At 61.6% G+C, this 18,511-nt stretch carries 21 protein-coding genes; 13 read left to right on the top strand and 8 right to left on the bottom strand.

Features of this window, described 5'->3' with window-relative positions:
• Positions 1-80: 80 nt before the first annotated feature.
• On the top strand, positions 81-977 hold the full coding sequence (locus J2J99_RS21045) for a DUF4365 domain-containing protein (RefSeq protein ID WP_246735474.1): 897 nt from the start codon (positions 81-83) through the stop codon (positions 975-977).
• Positions 978-1,025: 48 nt separating this feature from the next.
• Here the strand turns inward: J2J99_RS21045 and J2J99_RS21050 are convergent, their stop codons facing one another.
• The 6 genes from J2J99_RS21050 to J2J99_RS21075 form a co-directional block, all read right to left on the bottom strand.
• Complete coding sequence (locus tag J2J99_RS21050) at positions 1,026-1,613, bottom strand: DUF2585 domain-containing protein (RefSeq protein WP_168294968.1); 588 nt, start codon at positions 1,611-1,613, stop codon at positions 1,026-1,028.
• A complete protein-coding gene (locus J2J99_RS21055; RefSeq protein WP_168294969.1) occupies positions 1,610-2,254 on the bottom strand; it encodes a septation protein A in 645 nt (214 codons plus the stop codon). Before J2J99_RS21055 ends, J2J99_RS21050 begins: the two co-directional genes overlap by 4 nt.
• 76 nt (positions 2,255-2,330) lie before the next feature.
• Complete coding sequence (gene ftsY, locus J2J99_RS21060) at positions 2,331-3,929, bottom strand: signal recognition particle-docking protein FtsY (protein WP_168294970.1); 1,599 nt, start codon at positions 3,927-3,929, stop codon at positions 2,331-2,333.
• A 16-nt stretch (positions 3,930-3,945) separates the two neighbouring features.
• A complete protein-coding gene (gene mtaB / locus J2J99_RS21065; protein WP_168294971.1) occupies positions 3,946-5,217 on the bottom strand; it encodes a tRNA (N(6)-L-threonylcarbamoyladenosine(37)-C(2))-methylthiotransferase MtaB in 1,272 nt (423 codons plus the stop codon).
• Positions 5,214-6,119 (bottom strand): diaminopimelate epimerase, encoded by a 906-nt coding sequence (gene dapF, locus J2J99_RS21070; protein ID WP_168294972.1) that lies wholly within the window; start codon positions 6,117-6,119, stop codon positions 5,214-5,216. Before dapF ends, mtaB begins: the two co-directional genes overlap by 4 nt.
• 112 nt (positions 6,120-6,231) lie before the next feature.
• Positions 6,232-6,456, bottom strand: coding sequence for a hypothetical protein (locus J2J99_RS21075; RefSeq protein WP_168294973.1), 225 nt, complete (start codon positions 6,454-6,456; stop codon positions 6,232-6,234).
• Between the two features lie 401 nt (positions 6,457-6,857).
• On the opposite strand from J2J99_RS21075, the gene ffh reads away from it, so the two are divergent.
• The 10 genes from ffh to J2J99_RS21125 all read left to right on the top strand — a co-directional run bounded on the left by ffh (position 6,858) and on the right by J2J99_RS21125 (position 15,389).
• Positions 6,858-8,441, top strand: a complete 1,584-nt coding sequence (ffh, locus tag J2J99_RS21080) for a signal recognition particle protein (protein WP_168294974.1) — start codon at positions 6,858-6,860, stop codon at positions 8,439-8,441.
• A 16-nt stretch (positions 8,442-8,457) separates the two neighbouring features.
• Positions 8,458-8,778 (top strand): chorismate mutase, encoded by a 321-nt coding sequence (locus J2J99_RS21085; protein ID WP_003543666.1) that lies wholly within the window; start codon positions 8,458-8,460, stop codon positions 8,776-8,778.
• A gap of 47 nt (positions 8,779-8,825) precedes the next feature.
• A complete protein-coding gene (gene rpsP / locus J2J99_RS21090) occupies positions 8,826-9,197 on the top strand; it encodes a 30S ribosomal protein S16 (RefSeq protein WP_012485541.1) in 372 nt (123 codons plus the stop codon).
• A 114-nt stretch (positions 9,198-9,311) separates the two neighbouring features.
• Positions 9,312-9,881: a ribosome maturation factor RimM gene (gene rimM, locus J2J99_RS21095; RefSeq protein ID WP_168294975.1), complete on the top strand. Its 570-nt coding sequence runs from the start codon at positions 9,312-9,314 to the stop codon at positions 9,879-9,881.
• Positions 9,881-10,582, top strand: coding sequence for a tRNA (guanosine(37)-N1)-methyltransferase TrmD (trmD, locus tag J2J99_RS21100; RefSeq protein ID WP_168294976.1), 702 nt, complete (start codon positions 9,881-9,883; stop codon positions 10,580-10,582). Before rimM ends, trmD begins: the two co-directional genes overlap by 1 nt.
• Positions 10,583-10,796: 214 nt before the next feature.
• The gene (gene rplS / locus J2J99_RS21105) at positions 10,797-11,339 is read left to right on the top strand and encodes a 50S ribosomal protein L19 (protein ID WP_064683853.1); all 543 of its coding nucleotides are present in this window, start codon (positions 10,797-10,799) and stop codon (positions 11,337-11,339) included.
• A gap of 160 nt (positions 11,340-11,499) precedes the next feature.
• Positions 11,500-12,297, top strand: a complete 798-nt coding sequence (locus tag J2J99_RS21110; RefSeq protein ID WP_168294977.1) for a basic amino acid ABC transporter substrate-binding protein — start codon at positions 11,500-11,502, stop codon at positions 12,295-12,297.
• Between the two features lie 16 nt (positions 12,298-12,313).
• Positions 12,314-13,129, top strand: coding sequence for an amino acid ABC transporter permease (locus tag J2J99_RS21115; RefSeq protein WP_168294978.1), 816 nt, complete (start codon positions 12,314-12,316; stop codon positions 13,127-13,129).
• Positions 13,130-13,372: 243 nt separating this feature from the next.
• Positions 13,373-14,782: a 3-isopropylmalate dehydratase large subunit gene (gene leuC / locus J2J99_RS21120; protein WP_168294979.1), complete on the top strand. Its 1,410-nt coding sequence runs from the start codon at positions 13,373-13,375 to the stop codon at positions 14,780-14,782.
• A 262-nt stretch (positions 14,783-15,044) separates the two neighbouring features.
• A complete protein-coding gene (locus J2J99_RS21125; protein ID WP_168294980.1) occupies positions 15,045-15,389 on the top strand; it encodes a cell surface protein in 345 nt (114 codons plus the stop codon).
• A gap of 81 nt (positions 15,390-15,470) precedes the next feature.
• Here the strand turns inward: J2J99_RS21125 and J2J99_RS21130 are convergent, their stop codons facing one another.
• Together J2J99_RS21130 and J2J99_RS21135 are read right to left on the bottom strand one after the other, a co-directional pair.
• Entirely contained in the window at positions 15,471-16,301 is an 831-nt protein-coding gene (locus tag J2J99_RS21130; protein WP_168294981.1) for an aldo/keto reductase, read from the bottom strand.
• A 131-nt stretch (positions 16,302-16,432) separates the two neighbouring features.
• Complete coding sequence (locus tag J2J99_RS21135) at positions 16,433-16,981, bottom strand: L,D-transpeptidase family protein (RefSeq protein WP_168294982.1); 549 nt, start codon at positions 16,979-16,981, stop codon at positions 16,433-16,435.
• Between the two features lie 140 nt (positions 16,982-17,121).
• Between J2J99_RS21135 and J2J99_RS21140 the strand changes: the two genes are divergently transcribed.
• Entirely contained in the window at positions 17,122-17,805 is a 684-nt protein-coding gene (locus tag J2J99_RS21140; protein WP_011427159.1) for a response regulator transcription factor, read from the top strand.
• Between the two features lie 227 nt (positions 17,806-18,032).
• Positions 18,033-18,488 (top strand): cyclic nucleotide-binding domain-containing protein, encoded by a 456-nt coding sequence (locus J2J99_RS21145; protein ID WP_168294983.1) that lies wholly within the window; start codon positions 18,033-18,035, stop codon positions 18,486-18,488.
• Positions 18,489-18,511 lie beyond the last annotated feature (23 nt).

Here is an 18,511-nt window from a genome sequence, read left to right on the forward strand (position 1 = left end):
TCGCTGCCGTCCGGCGTAGGGCCTTTCCGCCGGAGCCGCCACGGCGACGGTTACAATCTCGAAAGCCGGACATCCATCAAATGGATCCGTCCACACGCATTGGCATTGACCTGGTCGAGAAGGTTTTCATCCGGGATTTCGGATGGTCTTTCCGCAGGCAGACGGATTCGAACATCGGTATCGACGCTCGCGCTGAAATCCTCGAAAACGGTTGGCCAACGGGCCGGCTTCTGCCGCTGCAGATCCGGCCGATATCCTGCGTGGAGAGAACCGAAGGCCATTACATCTATCGCGGCGAAAAACACCATCTGGACTGTTGGGCGAGGTATTCGCTACCCATTTGCGTCATCATCGTTGACACCGAAACCGGACTGATATCGTGGCAGCGAATAGAGAAGCAGCTATGTGAGGAAGTGAGGATGGAATGGTCTATTGCCATCCCAGCAACCAACTTACTCGACGCCACCGCCAGGCTCTGTTTCGAGGAGGCGATACCGACCGATCCGGAATCCCTGATGCGCTCGGCCTTTGCGCTCGATCTCGTTTTGATGGAGCAAATACAAGACCAGACAACCTTTTTCGTATGGGACGAGTGGGGCGATACAACCGCGATCTTTGGCAATCTGCGCATCTACATCGGTGAAGGCCAGGAGGCAGAGCCGGATGTGCAGATCGATTATCGGCTCCGAGCTCAAAATCTCCACGACGTCATGGTCAGGCTTTTCCCTTGGGCGAGCTATTCGTATGCTGAGCCTATTTCGGAATATTCCGGTGAGGTTGCCGTTCATACTCTCGAAGTCGCACTGCGGCCCGAAGCGCGTGCCTATCTCGAGGCCGAGAATTTTCTGGTTGCAGGCTATCCCGAGGATGAGGCGCCATCGGCCCCGGAACCTGAGGACTTCATCACGGAAGAAGAGGAAAGTGAGTTTTGGCGCAGCCGGGGAACACCTCACGATCCTCGCGATCGGCAGGATTAGGAGCAGCGGGAGGGATTGGGGTGGGATTGGGGAGGGATCTTCTAAACCCTAAACCCCACCCTGCCAGATCTTGATCGCCTCAACCGGCCAGATCAGCATCAGCACATTCAGCGTCAGATTATCCCGGATCACATAACCGGTGAAAATCTCGAAGAATATGGCGACGACCACGGTCAGTGCCACCGGCGCCCGCCAGGCGAAGAAGAAGCCGACACACATGAAGACGGTGTCCATCGCCGAATTCAGGATGCTGTCGCCGTAATAGTCGAGCGCGATCGTCGCGGTGCGGTAGCGGTCGATGATGAGAGGGGAGTTTTCCAGCAATTCCCAGCCGGACTCGATGACCAGCGCCAGAAGCAGTCGTGCCACCAGTGGCTGGCGGCGCAGGACGAGATATCCGAGCCCGTAGAACAGGAAGCCGTGGATGATGTGCGACGGCGTGTACCAGTCGGACAGATGCTGCGAATTGCCGCTGGTATTGACCCCGCCTTCCCATAGCTTGACATAACCGCAGGCGCAGATCGGCACGCGGCCCATCAGATATTCGGCGACGATCTGCGCGCCCAGCACGGCAAGGCAGGCGACGAACCAGAAACTCTGCTGTCTGACACGATATTCGGCGTCTGCAGCGCTCACTTCTCGCCGTCCGTTTCCAGGTTGATACTGTGTTTCAGCACCAGCGGCATCTGCGCCAGCGTGAAGATGACGGTGATCGGCATCGTGCCCCAGACCTTGAACGCGACCCAGGTATCGTCGGAAAAATTCCGCCAGACGACTTCGTTCAGCACGGCGAGGAACAGAAAGAAGATGCCCCAACGGATGGTGAGTTTGCGCCAGCCTTCGGCATCGAGCTGGAAGGCGGCGTTGAAGACATAGCCGAGCAGCGACCGGCCAAAGGCGAGCCCGCCGAGCAGCGCCACCCCGAAGAGCGTGTTGACGATGGTCGGCTTCATCTTGATGAAGGTCTCGTTCTGCAGCCAGATCGACAGCGAACCGAAGATAATGACGACGATGCCGGAGACGAAGGGCATGATCGGCAGATGGCCGAGCACGATCTTCGAAACGACGAGCGAAATCACCGTTGCCGCCATGAAGAGCCCGGTCGCGACGAACAACGGCCCGCCCAGTTCGGAAAGGGCGGGAAATTTTTCGACCAGCCATTGGCCACGCAGATTGGCGAAGAAGAAGATCATCAGCGGCCCGAGTTCCAACGCCAGCTTCAGCATCGGATGATGGCGGTCGGCCGCGGACGGGGTGATATCGCTTTCGGTGGTCATGCGTTCTTCGAACCTGCTATTCCTGAAAACCTGTTCCCGTCATGCCCTGCAGGCTTTCGGCGGCATATCTGTGGCATTATTGGGGAAGTCCGGCAATGGCATGGGCGAAATCCTCGGCCTCGAACGGCTCGAGATCGTCGACACCCTCGCCGACGCCGATGAAATAGACCGGCAGCTTGTGCTTGGCGGAAATGGCAACGAGGATGCCGCCGCGCGCCGTGCCGTCGAGCTTGGTCATGATCAGCCCGTTGACGCCGGCGACATTGCGGAAGATCTCGACCTGGCTCAGCGCATTCTGCCCCGTCGTCGCGTCAAGCGTCTGCAGTACGGTGTGCGGCGCATCGGGATCGAGCTTGCCGAGCACGCGCACGATCTTCTCGAGCTCGGCCATCAGCTCGGCCTTGTTCTGCAGCCGGCCGGCGGTATCGACGATCAGCACGTCGCATTTTTTTGCTTTCGCCTGTTCGAAGGCATCGTATGCGAGGCCGGCAGCATCGGCGCCAAGCTTGGTGCCGACGAATTCCGAGTTCGTCCGCTCGGCCCAGATCTTCAGCTGCTCGATCGCTGCCGCGCGGAACGTATCACCGGCCGCCAGCATCACCTTCAGCCCGGCGCCCGAAAGCTTCGCCGCAAGCTTGCCGATCGTCGTCGTCTTGCCGGTACCGTTGACGCCGACGACGAGGATGACATGCGGCTTGTGCGAGAGATCGAGCTGCAGCGGCTTGGCGACCGGCGTCAAAACCTTGGCGATTTCGGACGCCATAATCCGGCTGACATCCTCGCCGGTCACATCCTTGCCATAGCGCTCGGAAGCCAGCGTATCGGTAACGCGCAACGCCGTTTCGACACCGAGATCGGCCTGGATCAACAGGTCTTCGAGATCCTGCAGCGTCTCGTCGTCGAGCTTGCGCTTGGTGAAGAGCGCCGTGATCTGGTTGGTGAGCTGCGAGGAGGTGCGCGCAAGCCCGTTCCGCAGACGCTGGAACCAGCTGAGCTTCGGCTGTGGGGCAATGGGCTCGGGTTCGGCGACCTTCGGGCCGGTGGCGAAGCCTTTGGGGAGGACGGGAGATTCAGCCTTCGGCCATTCCGTGATCGTCTCGGAAGGCTCGGCGAATGTGATACCCCCCTCTGCCCTGCCGGGCATCTCCCCCACAAGGGGGGAGATCGGCTGAACCGAGGTGTCTGGTACCTCATCGATCTCAGGCGAAATCTCCTCTGGAGGCGCTTCTGCAACTTCCTCGGTCCCTTCGATCGAAACCGGCGCGTCAGGCTCCAAATGATCTCCCCCCTTGTGGGGGAGATGTCCCGAAGGGACAGAGGGGGGTATTTCCGCAGCGGTTTCGACAGGTGCCTGGATCTCGGACTGCGCCTCCGCTGCCGCCTCGGCTTCCAGCAATGAAAGCGGCACGACGCCCATATCGCTCAACTGGTCGGCAGCGGGCAGGATCGCAGGTTCCGCATCGTCTGGAGCAACAGGCGCCTCGCCCCTGTCCTCGTCAATATCAGCCGCCGGCCCGCCGGCCGTATCCATTTCCTCGGCCAGCACCGGATCATCTGCAATCGGCAGATCTTCGTCGCGCGAGCGTGGCCCCAGCTCCTTTTCCACGGCCTCGGGCATAGGCTCTTCTGCCGGCTTGCCGAAGGTGAAGACCTTTTTGATGAAACTGAGCGCCATGAGAATTCCGTGAAAGTCAGGCCGCTGCGGCCGTCAATTGCATGTCGAGATGCCTGCCATTGTGGCCGGTGATGGTGGCCGGCACAAGTTCGCCGGGGCGGAGGCCGTCGGCTGCGACCAGCGTGAAGTTCTCCGTATGCGCCAGGCCGTTGTTTTCGACAAGCAGCCATTGCCGGGTTCCGACCATGCCATCGAGATGGGATTGATAGAGCCTATGTCCAGCGGCGCGCAGGCGTGCGGCGCGATCCTTGACCAGCGACCGGTCGAGCTGCGGCATGCGGGCGGCCGGTGTGCCGGGACGCGGGCTATAGGGGAAAACATGCAGATGCGCGATCCCGGCCTCTTCGGCCAGCCGCACGGCATTGCCGAACATCTCCTCCGTTTCGGTGGGGAAACCGGCGATCATATCGGCGCCGAAGCTCATCCCAGGGCGGAGGCGACGGGCGTCTTCAATGAAACGCAGCGCATCGGCACGCGAATGCCGGCGCTTCATCCGTTTCAGGATCATGTCGTCGCCATGCTGCAGCGACAGATGCAGATGCGGCATGAAGCGCGGTTCTTCGGCGATGAGATCCATCAGATGGGCATCGGCCTCGATGCTGTCGATCGAGGAAAGCCTGAGGCGCCGGATATCCGGGATCTGCTTCAACAGCGTCTTCGCCAGCAGCCCAAGGGTCGGGGTACCCGGCAGATCGCCGCCATAGCTGGTGGCGTCGACGCCGGTCAGGACGATCTCGCGGTAACCGCTGTCGGCGAGCTTGCGGGCCTGGTCGACGACCGCCCCCATCGGCACGGAGCGGGAATTGCCACGGCCATAAGGGATGATGCAGAAAGTGCAGCGGTGGTCGCAGCCGTTCTGCACCTGGATGAAGGCGCGCACATGGCCGTCGATGTGCCTCACCATCTGCGGCGCCGTCGCCTTGACGCTCATGATATCGTTGACGCGCAGCTTCTCTTCGGCCGAAACGCCGAAATCCGGCAGGCTTCGGTAGGAGGCGCTCGCAAGCTTCTCCTCGTTGCCGAGTACGGCATCGACTTCCGCCATGGCGGCGAAGGTCTGCTTTTCCGTCTGCGCGGCGCAGCCGGTGACGATGATGCGGGCATGCGGATTGTCGCGCCGCGCCCGGCGGATCGCCTGGCGGGCCTGACGCACAGCCTCGCCGGTCACCGCACAGGTATTGACCAGGACGGCGTTGTTGAGCCCGGCCTCCTCGGCCTGCGCCTTCATCACTTCGGATTCATATGTGTTGAGGCGGCAGCCGAAGGTAATGACCTCGATGCCGCTCACTGCGCCTCTGCTCCCCGGTCCGCATCGCGCGACCAGAGGCCGGTCGAAGGATCGAGCCTGCCCGACCACTCCCATTCAGCCGGACCGGTCATGATGACGTGGTCGTCGCGCTCGCGCCATTCGATTGAAAGCGTGCCCGGCGGCTTGGCGCTCGCCACATTGATCGTCACCTTGCGGCCGGTGCGGCCGGTGCGCGCGGCGCTGACGGCGGCGGAACAGGCGGCCGAGCCGCAGGCAAGCGTCAGGCCCGCACCGCGCTCCCAGGTGCGCGTCGTCATCGACGTCGGTGAGGTCACTTGCGCCAAGGTGATATTGGCACGCTCGGGAAACATCGGATGGTTTTCCAGCAGCGGCCCGAAGCGGGCGAGATCATAGGACATCACGTCCTTGTCCACCCAAAAGATGGCATGCGGATTGCCCATAGACATGGCGGAAGGCGAATGCAGCACCGGATTGTCGATCGGACCGATCTGCATTTCGATGCGGCTGGTGTCGTGGAATTCTTCCGCCAGCGGGATCTTGTCCCAATCGAAGACCGGCTTTCCCATATCGACGGAGATCGTCCCGTCCTCGTGTTCGACGGCGTTGAGAATGCCGGCGACCGTTTGGAAGGTGAAGGCCTTCCGGCCGGTCTCGGCGGCAAGCGCCTGCACGACGCAGCGCGTGCCGTTGCCGCAGGCCTGCGCCTTCGAGCCGTCGGAATTCAGGATATCGACGAACGCGTCGGTGCCGTCGGCCTTCGGATCATGGATCGCCATGATCTGATCGAACTCGGTCTCAGGATCGGCATTGAGCGCGACCGCCGCCGCGGGCGTCACCTTGTCCGGCCGTCCGCGCATGTCGACGACCAGGATCTTGTTGCCAAGCCCATTCATCCTCGCGAATTCGACCGTTGCGTTCATGATATCATTCCGTCCGTCTTTCCGCTGTATATGGCGGAAACGTGAGGGAATTACCAGTGGGTGAGTGCCATGCAGGCCTTGCAGCCGACCGAGGTCTCGGGCCGTCCGGCTTCTACCGCTGCCCGCCGTCGGGCTCGAACGACGCCGCATGCGCCTCGACGATAGCGGCGGTGATGACCTTTCTCAGCTCATAGACCAGCGAGCGGGACCGTTTGCGGTCCAGATCCTGTGCCGCTTTTGCAAGACTAAGGCCTTCGTTGAGAACAATATGATGGGCCCGTGTCAGCGCCCAACTTTCAATATCAGCATTGATCATTCGATATCTCCGCCGGATCATCCGGCATCAAGGATATTCACGAATCATTTTACAGGACGCACTTAAGTAGAAAATAGAATCACAAGCAGAATATTTTGCAACTCGCCTGAATAGCGAATTTGAACTGTGAGCGGGAATTCAACCGCTTGCCCCATGCGGCGCCGCTTCCGAAAAGTCCGCCATGCGGCCATCTGCCCGCATTCGCCTTGACTTTCCCGCCGCTTTCCTGTTTATCGCGCCCAATCCGCGACGAGCCACATGACTCCGAGCCGCCGACCGGGACTTCGAGATTCCGGAGGTCAACACCCGACAGCGCGATGCGCCCTCGGGTGCTTTTTGGCTTTGCGTCTTGTTTTCGTCAAGGAAAAGCACGACGATTCCGGGCATGTCGAACCCGCCCGAAACGTATCAAGGAAGAGCCGATGTTTGAAAACCTCCAGGACCGTCTTGGATCCATTCTGAATGGACTGACAGGCCGTGGCTCGCTTTCGGAAGCCGATGTTTCCGTAGCGCTGCGCGAGGTTCGCCGTGCGCTGCTGGAAGCCGACGTCGCGCTCGACGTCGTGCGCTCCTTCACCGACCGCGTGCGTGAAAAGGCCGTCGGCGCCGAGATCCTGAAGTCGATCAAGCCCGGCCAGATGGTCGTCAAGATTGTCCATGACGAACTGATCGAGATGCTCGGCGGCGAAGGCGTCGGCATCGATCTGCATGCGCCCGCCCCCGTCGTGGTCATGATGGTCGGCCTGCAGGGCTCCGGCAAGACGACGACGACCGCCAAGATCGCCAATCGCCTGTCGACGCGCGAGAAGAAGAAAGTGCTGATGGCGTCGCTCGATACGCGCCGCCCGGCAGCCCAGGAGCAGCTTCGCCAGCTCGGCGCCCAGGCCAGCATCGACACGCTGCCTGTTATCGCAGGTCAGTCGCCGACCGATATCGCCGCCCGCGCCGTGCAGGCGGCGAGACTCGGCGGCCATGACGTCGTCATCCTCGATACCGCCGGCCGCACCCATATCGACGAGCCCTTGATGGTCGAAATGGCCGACATCAAGAGAAAGTCGAACCCGCATGAAATCCTGCTGGTCGCCGACAGCCTCACCGGCCAGGATGCCGTCAACCTCGCCCGCAATTTTGACGAACGCGTCGGCATCACCGGCCTCGTGCTGACCCGCATGGACGGCGACGGCCGCGGCGGCGCGGCGCTTTCGATGCGCGCCGTCACCGGCAAGCCGATCAAGCTGATCGGCGTCGGCGAGAAGATGAGCGAGCTCGAGGAATTCCATCCCCGCCGCATTGCCGACCGCATCCTCGGCATGGGCGACATCGTCTCTCTGGTCGAGCGCGCCGCCGAGAATATCGACGCCGAAAAGGCGGCGGCCATGGCCGCCAAGATGGCCAAGGGCAAGTTCGACCTCGACGACCTCGCCGATCAGCTGCGCCAGATGCAGAAGATGGGCGGCATGGGCGGCATCATGGGCATGATGCCGGGCATGGCCGGCATGAAGGACAAGATGGCCGCCGCCGGCCTCGACGACAAGCTTTTCGGCCGCCAGATCGCCATCATCCAGTCGATGACCAAGGCCGAGCGCGCCAATCCCGACCTGCTCAAGCATTCGCGCAAGAAGCGCATCGCCGCCGGCTCCGGCACTGACGCCGCCGCCATCAACAAACTTCTGAAAATGCACCGCCAGATGGCGGATATGATGAAGATGATGGGCGGCAAGGGCAAAGGCGGCCTGATGAAGCAGATGATGGGTGGCCTTGCCGGCAAGATGGGGCTTGGCGGCCTCGGCGCCATGGGTGGCGGCATGCCCGATCTCTCGAATATCGATCCCCGGCAGCTCGAAGCCCTGCAGAAGCAGGCGGAAGCTGCGGGTTTGGGAAAACCGGGTGGGGGTATGCCCGGTCTCGGCGGTCTGCCGGGTGGTTTGCCCGGCCTTGGCGGCGCCAAGCTGCCGGGCCTAGGCGGTGGTTTCCCGGGATTGCCCGGCTTGCCGAAGAAGAAGTGAAAGGATCGCTTGCCCCATGATTGATCCAAACGTCAAAGCCCAGCTCGCGAGCTATCGTCAGTCGATCGACAATATCGATGCCGCTCTTGTGCACATGCTGGCCGAACGCTTCCGCTGCACCAAAGAGGTCGGCGTGCTGAAGGCCAAATACAATCTGCCGCCGGCCGACCCGGCGCGCGAGGAATACCAGATCGAACGCCTTCGCCAGCTGGCAAAGGCCGCCAATCTGGACCCGGATTTCGCCGAGAAGTTCCTGAACTTCGTCATCAAGGAAGTCATCCGGCATCATGAGCAGATCGCTGCGGATCACGCTGAACAGAGCGCCGCAGCCCGATAACCACACCGCCCACGAAGCGGTCAAGAAAAGCCTAAGGAGTAAAGAACATGGCACTGAAAATTCGTCTCGCCCGCGGTGGCTCCAAGAAACGCCCGTACTACCACGTCGTGCTCGCCGATGCGCGCAGCCCGCGTGATGGCCGCTTCCTCGAGAACCTCGGTTCCTGGAACCCGATGCTCGCCAAGGACGACGAGAAGCGCGTTCAGCTGAACGCCGAGCGCATCAAGCATTGGCTCGACAACGGCGCCCAGCCGACCGACCGCGTTCTCCGCTTCCTCAATGAAGCAGGCGTTGCCAAGCGCGAAGCCAAGAACAACCCGATCAAGGCGAAGCCCGGCAAGCGCGCCCAGGAACGCGCCGCCGAAAAGGCTCAGAAGGCCGCTGACGCCGCCGCTGCTGCTGCCGACGCCGCCGAATAATCGGGACCTTCCCAATCGAACGGGCGGCGTGGCGACATGCCGCCCGTTTTCGTTTCCAATTACCCGCACTTCGTTTATGAGAAGCTGTCTTTCCGGCTTCACATGAAGGAACCCATGACAAAGCTCGAAAACCCCGTTCTGATGGCGACGATCGGCGGCGCACAGGGCCTGCGCGGCGAAGTGCGCGCCAAGGCCTACACCGCCGACCCGGTCGCGCTCGGCGACTACGGCCATCTCCACAGCTTGGACGGACGCAGCTTCGAAATCCTCGAGATCCGCGAGATGAAGAATGTCGTGGTGGTCCGTTTCCGCGGCATCAACGACCGCAACGCCGCTGACGCGCTGAACGGGCTGGAACTCTATATCGAGCGCGACAATCTGCCCGACGAGGAGCTGGAGGACGACGAATTCTACTATGCCGATCTCGAAGGACTCGAGGCGCGGGACGACCAGGGCGTCAGCTACGGCACGGTCACAGGCGTGTTCGATTTCGGCGCCGGCGATCTCCTGGAGCTCAAGGGTCCGGGCAAGCGCCCGGTGCTAATCCCCTTCTCCGAAGCTTCGGTGCTGGAAATCGACCTCGAAGCCGGCACCCTGCTGATCGATCCGCTGGCGGCGGGGCTGATCGACGATCCCGAAGAGCTTTCTAAATTCACCCCGGACAAGCCGAAAAAGAAGAAGTGATGGCTTTCCGGGCGAGCGTACTGACACTCTATCCGGAGATGTTTCCGGGACATCTGGGCTTTTCGCTCGCCGGCAAGGCGATGCAGCGCGGGCAATGGTCGCTGGACGCGGTGCAGATCCGCGATTTCGCCACCGACAAACACCGCACCGTCGACGACACGCCGGCCGGCGGCGGCGCCGGCATGGTGCTGAAACCCGACGTTCTAGCCCGCGCCGTCGACAGCACCGGCCAAGGCGATACCCGCCCGCGCCTGTTGATGAGCCCGCGCGGCCGACCACTGACGCAGCGGCGCGTGCGCGAACTTGCGGCGGGCGACGGCGTCATCATCGTCTGCGGCCGCTTCGAGGGAGTCGACCAGCGGGTGATCGAGGCGCGCGGACTGGAAGAGGTCTCGGTCGGCGACTATGTGCTGTCGGGCGGCGAGCCGGCGGCGCTGATCGTGCTCGATGCGATCATCCGCATCCTGCCCGGCGTCATGGGCAACGATATTTCCGGTCTGCACGAGAGCTTCGAAGGCGGACTGCTGGAACATCCCCATTATACGCGGCCGCAGGAGTGGGAAGGCCGGGAAATACCCCCCATTCTGACATCGGGCAACCACGGCGCCATCGAAAAGTGGCGCCACGAGGAGGCGTTGCGGCTGACGCGGGAGCGGCGGCCGGATCTCTTCGAAAAGGCTGAGCCCAAGAAAAACGGCTGATTCCACCCTCCCCCTTCACAAAAATGTCGTGCGAGGGATGACAAGCCCCGGCCTTTCGTGTATTGGCGCACGCGGAAATGGGGTTAGCCCTGTCTGCCAGCAAACAAAGAATGGCGAATCCGCTCCCGCCCCCAATGGGGCAAAATCCTGAGGCTGGTCCAAGGGATCTGTGTCGAGCGCTCTGGCTGTTTCAGAAGAACCAAAGGTTAAGACGATGAACATCATTCAGCAGCTTGAGGCCGAACAGGCCGCCAAGATCGAAGCCAAGCGCACCCTCCCCGAATTCTCCCCGGGCGACACCGTCCGCGTCAACGTGAAGGTCACGGAAGGCAACCGTACCCGCGTTCAGGCCTATGAAGGCGTCTGCATCGCCCGCTCCGGCGGCGGCCTGCAGGAAAACTTCACCGTTCGCAAGATCTCCTACGGCGAAGGCGTCGAGCGCGTATTCCCGGTCTACTCGCCGCTGATCGAAAGCGTCGACGTCGTCCGCCGCGGTAAGGTCCGTCGCGCCAAGCTCTATTACCTGCGCGACCGTCGCGGCAAGTCCGCCCGTATCGTTGAAGACACGGGCGTCCGCGCCCGCAAGCTCAACGACGCCGAACGCGCTGCGGTTGCCGAGGAAAAGGCACGCATCGAAGCTGAAAAGGTTGCAGCCGCCCAGGCGCTCGCCGCCGAGAAGGCAGCAGCAGAAGCCGCCGAAGCCAAAGCCGCTGCTGAAGCAGCAGCCGCCGCCGCAGCGGAGCCGGCAGCAGAATAAGATCTGCTCCAGGCAAATTCTTCGCTTGGAGCGAAATTCTTCGCTTGGAAAGGCGGCCTTCGGGTCGCCTTTTCTCTTTTTTGCGTCGGCGCGCCGCCGGCGGCCTTGCCTTCGGCAGGTCTTCCGTGACAATTTTCGCGTTCAATCTGGGAGCCATTCCATGCTGTTTCGTCGTACCGTTCTTGCGGGCTTTGCCGCCCTTGCGCTCGCCCCTTTGACCGTATCGGCCGCCGAGCTGCCCGATCTTGGCGGCAAGAGCGTCGTCGTCGTCACCGAGAATGCCTATCCGCCGCTGCAGTTCGTCGACCCGAAATCCGGCAAGGCGATCGGGTGGGAATATGATGCGATGAACGAGATCGCCAAGCGGCTGAATTTCAAGGTCGAATACCAGAACACCAGCTGGGACGCGATGATCCAGGCGGTTTCGGACGGCCAGTACAACATTGGCATGACCGGCATCACCATCAAGGACGACCGCAAGCAGAAGGTCGATTTCTCCGATCCCTATATGCGCTCACAGCAATTCATGCTGGTGCGCGGCGACGAGAAGCGCTTCACCGACGCCAAGAGCTTTTCCGCTTTCAACGACGGCCTGATTGGCGCCCAGCCGGGCACGTCACCATTCTACACCGCCGTCTATGAAATCCTCGACGGCAACGAACAGAACCCGCGCATCAAGCTTTTCGAAACCTTCGGCGCGACCGTGCAGGCGCTGAAAACCGGCGACGTCGACCTCGTTCTCACCGACAGCGTCGCTGCCAAGGGCTATGTCGATTCCTCGAACGGCGCCCTGAAGGTGGTCGGCGAACCGCTCGGCACCGAGGACTTCGGGTTCATCTTCCCGAAGGGCTCCGATCTCGTCGCTCCGGTCAACGCGGCCATCGCCGCTCTGAAAGCGGACGGCACCTTTGATGCGCTGAACAAGAAGTGGTTCCTCGACTACAAGATGGGCGAATAGTCCCGAGCAATCGCAGATGGCGCCACAACCATCCCTGCGACACGAGAAGGACGACCGTCCCTGGTGGCTGGCCGTCCTCGTTCTGATCGGAATCATTCTCGCCGTCGTCATCGCCACAAACGACATTTACGCGCAGGTGTTCCGGACTGTGGTAAATGGCGCCGGCATCACCGTATTCGTGACCCTCGTGGCCTTCATGCTGGCGACAGTGCTTGGTCTCGGCATCGCGCTGCTTGGCCTCGCCGACAGCATCGTGCTGCGCCAGATCGCCCGCTTCTATATCGAAACCATCCGCGGCATCCCGATCCTGGTGCTGCTCTTCTACATCGCTTTCGTCGGCGCACCTGGTCTTGTGGCGGCCTATAACTTCATCATCACGCCACTTGTGCAGGCTGGCATTGCCGAACCGATCCTCGTGCGCGACCTGTCGCTGATGTGGCGGGCCATCATCGCATTGATGATCGGCTATTCCTCCTTCATTGCCGAAATCTTCCGCGCCGGTTTCCAGTCGGTCGATATCGGCCAGATCGAGGCTGCAAAGTCGCTCGGCCTGTCGCGCTATCGCCGCTTCCGGCTCGTCGTCTTCCCGCAGGCGATCCGGGTCATCTTCCCGCCGCTCTCCAACGACTTCGTCTCGATGGTGAAGGATTCATCGCTCGTCTCCGTCCTCGGGGTGGCCGACATTACCCAGATGGGCAAGGTCTATGCCTCCGGCTCGTTTCGCTTCTTCGAGACCTATTCGATCGTCACCTATATCTACCTGATCCTGACGATCGGCCTGTCGTTGGCGCTGCGGCGCATTGAACAGAAGATGAAGCAGAAGCCGCGCTGAGCCACATCACGATTCGAATTGCCGTTTCGTTCAAAAATCGCTATATGCGGGCGATGGAATCCAAGTTCAGATGCACTGGCGCGCATATTTTCGTGCTGCAGGACCACTATCGCCTGCCGGCCCGGTTTTTCGCATGCGTATCCGGTGCGCTCAACAGCCGACTTCGTTGATCGAATGACGGCCGGCGGAGCCTGATCCGCTTTTTCCGATTTTCCAAAGCTTCCAAAAAACGGACTTAACGCCATGAGCGCACCGCGTACCCTCTACGACAAGATCTGGGACGACCACCTGGTCGACGAACAGGCCGACGGAACCTGTCTTCTCTACATCGACCGCCACCTGGTCCACGAAGTCACCTCGCCGCAGGCCTTCGAAGGCCTGCGCATGAGCGGCCGCAAGGTCCGCGCGCCAGAAAAGACGCTCGCCGTCGTCGACCACAACGTTCCGACCTCGGCCGACCGCCATCTCGGCATCAAGAACGAAGAAAGTCGCATTCAGGTCGAGCAGCTCGCCAAGAATGCCGCCGAGTTCAATGTCGAATATTATTCCGAGAACGACAAGCGCCAGGGCATCGTCCACATCATCGGGCCGGAACAGGGCTTCACCCTGCCCGGCATGACGATCGTCTGCGGCGACAGCCACACCTCCACCCATGGTGCTTTCGGCTCGCTCGCCCACGGCATCGGCACGTCTGAGGTCGAGCATGTTCTCGCCACCCAGACGCTGATCCAGAAGAAGGCCAAGAACATGCTGGTGCAGGTCGACGGCCAGCTACCGGCAGGCGTCACCGCCAAGGACATCGTTCTTGCCATCATCGGCGAGATCGGCACGGCGGGCGGCACCGGCTACGTCATCGAATATGCCGGCGAAGCGATCCGCTCGCTGTCGATGGAAGGGCGCATGACGATCTGCAACATGTCGATCGAAGGCGGCGCCCGTGCCGGCCTGATCGCCCCCGACGAAGTCACCTTCGAATATATCAAGGGCAAGCCGCGCGCGCCGAAGGGCGAAGCGCTGGAACAGGCGATCGCCTACTGGAAGACGCTGAAATCGGACGAAGGCGCCCATTTTGATCGCGTCGTCAAGCTGAACGCCGCCGAATTGCCGCCGATCGTTTCCTGGGGCTCTTCACCTGAGGACGTCGTCTCGGTCCAGGGCACCGTGCCGAACCCCGACGAAATCCAGGACGAGACGAAGCGCGCTTCCAAGTGGCGCGCCCTCGATTACATGGGCCTGAAGCCGGGCACGAAAATGACCGACATCAACGTCGACCGCGTCTTCATCGGCTCCTGCACCAACGGCCGCATCGAGGATCTGCGCGCCGCCGCCAAAGTGGTCGAAGGCAAGACCGTTGCCGCGACGGTGAACGCGATGATCGTCCCAGGTTCAGGCCTCGTCAAGGAACAGGCGGAAGCCGAAGGCCTCGACAAGATCTTCAAGGCCGCGGGCTTCGATTGGCGCGAGCCTGGCTGCTCGATGTGCCTCGCCATGAACGACGACCGCCTGAAGCCGGGCGAACGCTGCGCCTCCACCTCGAACCGCAACTTCGAAGGCCGTCAGGGCTTCAAGGGCCGCACGCACCTCGTCTCGCCGGCAATGGCCGCCGCCGCGGCAATCGCCGGTCACTTCGTCGATATCCGCGAGTGGAATTGATCCGTCATCCCTCGGAACGAGAATGAGAGCCGCCCGATGCGCAGAGCGCACCGGGCGGCTTCGTATTTCATGGCAGCGGCGCCTCCGTTTCCGGGCGTTGTGAATCAGCGGGCGAGCCCGTTTGTGCATGGGCCGTGTTCCCGATTTCATCCTTTCGGGCAATCGACACCCGGAAATGCCTATGGCCTCATCGGCTTAGGGCGCGATACGCGATAAATAGCGTTCAGGCTTCGGCGAATTCCGCGCCAATGGGGGAATGGCCATGAGGCAGAGAATAGTAAGGCGTTTACTGCAAACCAGCTTGATCGCGCTTACCTCGCTGGCATCGAACGAGGCCGCCGGCGCCGCGCCGATCCATTCGGCGATCCCTCCGGTCATAACGCCCTCCGGCCTGCTGCAACAGGTCGCGCGAAGCAAGATACCGTCTCTCAATGGATATCGCGGCTATGACAGGGCCCGGCCCGGTTATATCAAGAGTTCCAACGGTTATTGGTATCCCTCGCGCGCCTTTGACGATTATACGGGCTCGATCGGACGGTCGCAGCCCAGGAGCAATAGCTGCGACTATGGCTTTGCCCCGACCAACGGATCGGGCTGCAATTATTGACTCGACGGCTGCATGTCTCGTCGTCGGCGGCCGCGGCGAGTATCCTTCCCTCGGAGCGGCCGCTGATGATCGGAAGGGCGGTCAGAACGCCGCTGTCATCGGGTCCGGTCCCATGCGCGCGCCGGCGCTGTCGAGCTTGGCGATCGCCGCCATGTCATCGGCATCGAGCTTGAAATCGAACACCTGGAAATTCTCCTCGATGCGCGACGGTGTCACCGACTTCGGAATAACGACGAGGCCGGTGTCGACGTGCCAGCGGATAATGACCTGAGCCGGCGTCTTCCGATGTTTCCTGGCGATCTCGCCGATGACAGGGTTCGAGATGAACTGCCCCTGGCCGAGCGGGCTCCAGGATTCGGTGGCGATGTTCAGTTTCTTGTGCGCCTCTTGCGCCGCCTTCTGCTGGAAATCGGGATGCAGCTCGATCTGGTTGATAACAGGAACGACTCCGGTTTCGCCGATGATCCGCTCCAGATGCTCAGGATAGAAATTTGACACACCGATCGAGCGGGCGCGCCCCTCTTCCTTGATGCGAACGAACGCCTTCCAGGTTTCGGTGTAGAGGCCTCGATGTGGCGACGGCCAGTGTACGAGATAAAGGTCGACATAGTCTAATCCGAGCTTCTTCAGGCTGCCGTCGAAGGCACGCAGCGTATTGTCGTAGCCCTGGTCGGTGTTTCTGAGCTTGGTGGTGACGAAGATGTCCTTGCGGTCGAGGCCGGAGGATCGGATGCCTTCGCCGACACCCTCCTCATTGTCGTAACCGGACGCTGTATCGATATGGCGGTAGCCGGCGGCAATGGCTGTGCGTACGGTCGGAGCGGCAATCTCCTGCGGTGTCTGCCAGACGCCGAGCCCGACCTGCGGAATGGAATGTCCGTCATGGAAAGTGATGATGGGTTGAGTGGTCACAATATATCTCCGGGAGTTTGAAAAATTGGACGAGGCATAAATTGCGCCCGCACGCGGGGCGTCCCCGGAACGCATCTCAGCCTGAGCGTTCGGTCACCGAAAAGATATAGGCAGCCGCATCCGGAAGACAATCAGACCACCCGGACAATTGTCCCCTTGCGAAGATGCGGCAGGAGGCGGCGCATGTCGCCGAGGCTCACCGCCACGCAGCCGGCCGTCGGCTCGTAGCCCGGCCGGATGAGATGGAAGAAAATCGCCGAGCCGCGGTTGCGCGCCCGCGGGGAGATATTCCAGTCCATCACCAGGCAGATATCGTAGAGCCCGTCGCTGCGCCGCATCTCCTCGTGACTGGCACCGAACGGCGCTCTGACGAGGCGGTTGTAATTGGCATCGCCGGACTGGTCGCACCAGAGCATGCCGGCGACGATGCGGCGGATGGGAAGCGCAGTGGCGAGCCGGCCGTTCCGCTCGCCGCGCCGGAAGCCTGACAGCAGTTTCATCGATGTGATCGGCGTGGCGCCATCGCCCTCGCGTTTCAGGACGGTGCGGCCGGAGCGGCCGATCGCGGCAGGCACGATGATCGCGCCGAGCCGGACGATCGCGCGGCTCTTTCTCCCTGGTGCCGGGCGCACCACGACCGTCAACGGCCTAACTCTCGGCTTTCGCCTTGCTTTTTCCATTTTTCTCGCATGTCTTGCATTGCCTGAGGCTTTGATTGAAATCATATGCAAACATGCCCGGCAACAGCCCCGCCGGCCGATCCTTGCCAAACCTACAATTTGGCGTAGGACTAGGGGACCTAACATGAGGACGCAACGGCATGACTGCACGCACCATTCTTTTGGTGGATGACGACGAAGACCTTCGGCAGACGCTGACGGAGCAGTTGTCGCTTTATGAGGAATTCACGGTTCTGCAGGAAGCCAACGCCGGCAAGGGTGTTGCGACCGCCCGTTCGACGCCGGTCGATCTGTTGATCATGGATGTCGGCCTGCCTGACATGGATGGCCGCGAAGCGGTGAAGCTCCTGCGCAAGGGCGGCTTCAAGGCGCCGATCATCATGCTGACCGGCCATGATACGGATTCCGATACGATCCTCGGCCTCGAGGCCGGCGCCAACGATTATGTCACCAAACCCTTCCGCTTCGCCGTACTGCTGGCGCGCATCCGCGTGCAACTGCGCCAGCACGAGCAGAGCGAGGACGCCACCTTTACCGTCGGCCCCTATCTCTTCAAGCCGAGCCAGAAGCTGCTGACCACCGACAACGGCCAGAAGATCCGCCTGACCGAAAAGGAAGCGGCAATCATCCGCTATCTCTACCGCGCCGAACAGAAGGTCGTCACCCGCGACGTGCTTCTCGAAGAGGTCTGGGGCTATAATTCCGGCGTGACCACACATACGCTGGAAACCCACGTCTACCGGCTGCGCCAGAAGATCGAGCGCGATCCCTCTAACGCCGAAATCCTGGTGACGGAAAACGGCGGCTACAAGATCATCCCCTAGAACAGGATGATATTAGGCCAGCTCGGCCTGAAATCTGAATCCTGTTCTCAATGAAAGAGTTGGAACATGATGTCGCCCGAAAGCCACTCACGCCTTTCGGCATGATGCTCTGGAGAATTTCCGTTTTCTCCGAATCACGGTAATCCTCTATCTCTTTGTTTTCACGCAGTTCCGCACACAAGCCGCTCGGCAGTTTTGTTGGAATTGCTCTAAGGCGAAAAGCCCACATGGCGCTGACGGACGACATTCATCTGCTCTCGCAGCTTCCGCTGTTCAAGGACATGAGCGAGGACCAGCTGCGCCTGATCGCCTTCGGCGCCGACCGGCGCATGATCGCGGCCGGCCAGATGCTGTTTCGCCAGGGCGCGCCGGCCGAGAGCGCCTATGTCGTCTTGAGCGGCAGCCTGGCACTCAGCACGACGAGCAGCGACGGCATGCAGCGGACCGATGCGGTTGCCGGACCCGGCACGCTGATTTCCGAGCTGGCGCTGGTGACGCTGGTCGAGCGCAAGTTCACCGCGATCGCGCGTGAGGACACGAACATCATCCGCATCACCCGCGCCCTCTTCCACCGGCTGCTCGAGGAATATCCTGATGCGGCCCGTCTGATCGAAAATCGCATCCGCGACAATCTCGTCGAACTTGCCGCCAAGGCCGCAAGCCAGTTCCACCGGTTCAGCTGATCCACCTGGATACAACTGAAAAA

It is taken from the genome of Rhizobium binae, from assembly GCF_017357225.1.
Classification (GTDB): domain Bacteria; phylum Pseudomonadota; class Alphaproteobacteria; order Rhizobiales; family Rhizobiaceae; genus Rhizobium; species Rhizobium binae.

What these genes read in the sequence shown, in the direction of transcription:
- J2J99_RS21045 (WP_246735474.1), top strand. Translation starts at nt 81, where the DNA reads ATGGATCCGTCCACACGCATTGGCATTGACCTGGTCGAGAAGGTTTTC.
- J2J99_RS21055 (WP_168294969.1), bottom strand. Translation starts at nt 2,254, where the DNA reads ATGACCACCGAAAGCGATATCACCCCGTCCGCGGCCGACCGCCATCAT.
- ftsY (WP_168294970.1), bottom strand. Translation starts at nt 3,929, where the DNA reads ATGGCGCTCAGTTTCATCAAAAAGGTCTTCACCTTCGGCAAGCCGGCA.
- dapF (WP_168294972.1), bottom strand. Translation starts at nt 6,119, where the DNA reads ATGAACGCAACGGTCGAATTCGCGAGGATGAATGGGCTTGGCAACAAG.
- J2J99_RS21075 (WP_168294973.1), bottom strand. Translation starts at nt 6,456, where the DNA reads ATGATCCGGCGGAGATATCGAATGATCAATGCTGATATTGAAAGTTGG.
- ffh (WP_168294974.1), top strand. Translation starts at nt 6,858, where the DNA reads ATGTTTGAAAACCTCCAGGACCGTCTTGGATCCATTCTGAATGGACTG.
- J2J99_RS21085 (WP_003543666.1), top strand. Translation starts at nt 8,458, where the DNA reads ATGATTGATCCAAACGTCAAAGCCCAGCTCGCGAGCTATCGTCAGTCG.
- rpsP (WP_012485541.1), top strand. Translation starts at nt 8,826, where the DNA reads ATGGCACTGAAAATTCGTCTCGCCCGCGGTGGCTCCAAGAAACGCCCG.
- rimM (WP_168294975.1), top strand. Translation starts at nt 9,312, where the DNA reads ATGACAAAGCTCGAAAACCCCGTTCTGATGGCGACGATCGGCGGCGCA.
- trmD (WP_168294976.1), top strand. Translation starts at nt 9,881, where the DNA reads ATGGCTTTCCGGGCGAGCGTACTGACACTCTATCCGGAGATGTTTCCG.
- rplS (WP_064683853.1), top strand. Translation starts at nt 10,797, where the DNA reads ATGAACATCATTCAGCAGCTTGAGGCCGAACAGGCCGCCAAGATCGAA.
- J2J99_RS21110 (WP_168294977.1), top strand. Translation starts at nt 11,500, where the DNA reads ATGCTGTTTCGTCGTACCGTTCTTGCGGGCTTTGCCGCCCTTGCGCTC.
- J2J99_RS21115 (WP_168294978.1), top strand. Translation starts at nt 12,314, where the DNA reads ATGGCGCCACAACCATCCCTGCGACACGAGAAGGACGACCGTCCCTGG.
- leuC (WP_168294979.1), top strand. Translation starts at nt 13,373, where the DNA reads ATGAGCGCACCGCGTACCCTCTACGACAAGATCTGGGACGACCACCTG.
- J2J99_RS21125 (WP_168294980.1), top strand. Translation starts at nt 15,045, where the DNA reads ATGAGGCAGAGAATAGTAAGGCGTTTACTGCAAACCAGCTTGATCGCG.
- J2J99_RS21135 (WP_168294982.1), bottom strand. Translation starts at nt 16,981, where the DNA reads ATGGAAAAAGCAAGGCGAAAGCCGAGAGTTAGGCCGTTGACGGTCGTG.
- J2J99_RS21140 (WP_011427159.1), top strand. Translation starts at nt 17,122, where the DNA reads ATGACTGCACGCACCATTCTTTTGGTGGATGACGACGAAGACCTTCGG.
- J2J99_RS21145 (WP_168294983.1), top strand. Translation starts at nt 18,033, where the DNA reads ATGGCGCTGACGGACGACATTCATCTGCTCTCGCAGCTTCCGCTGTTC.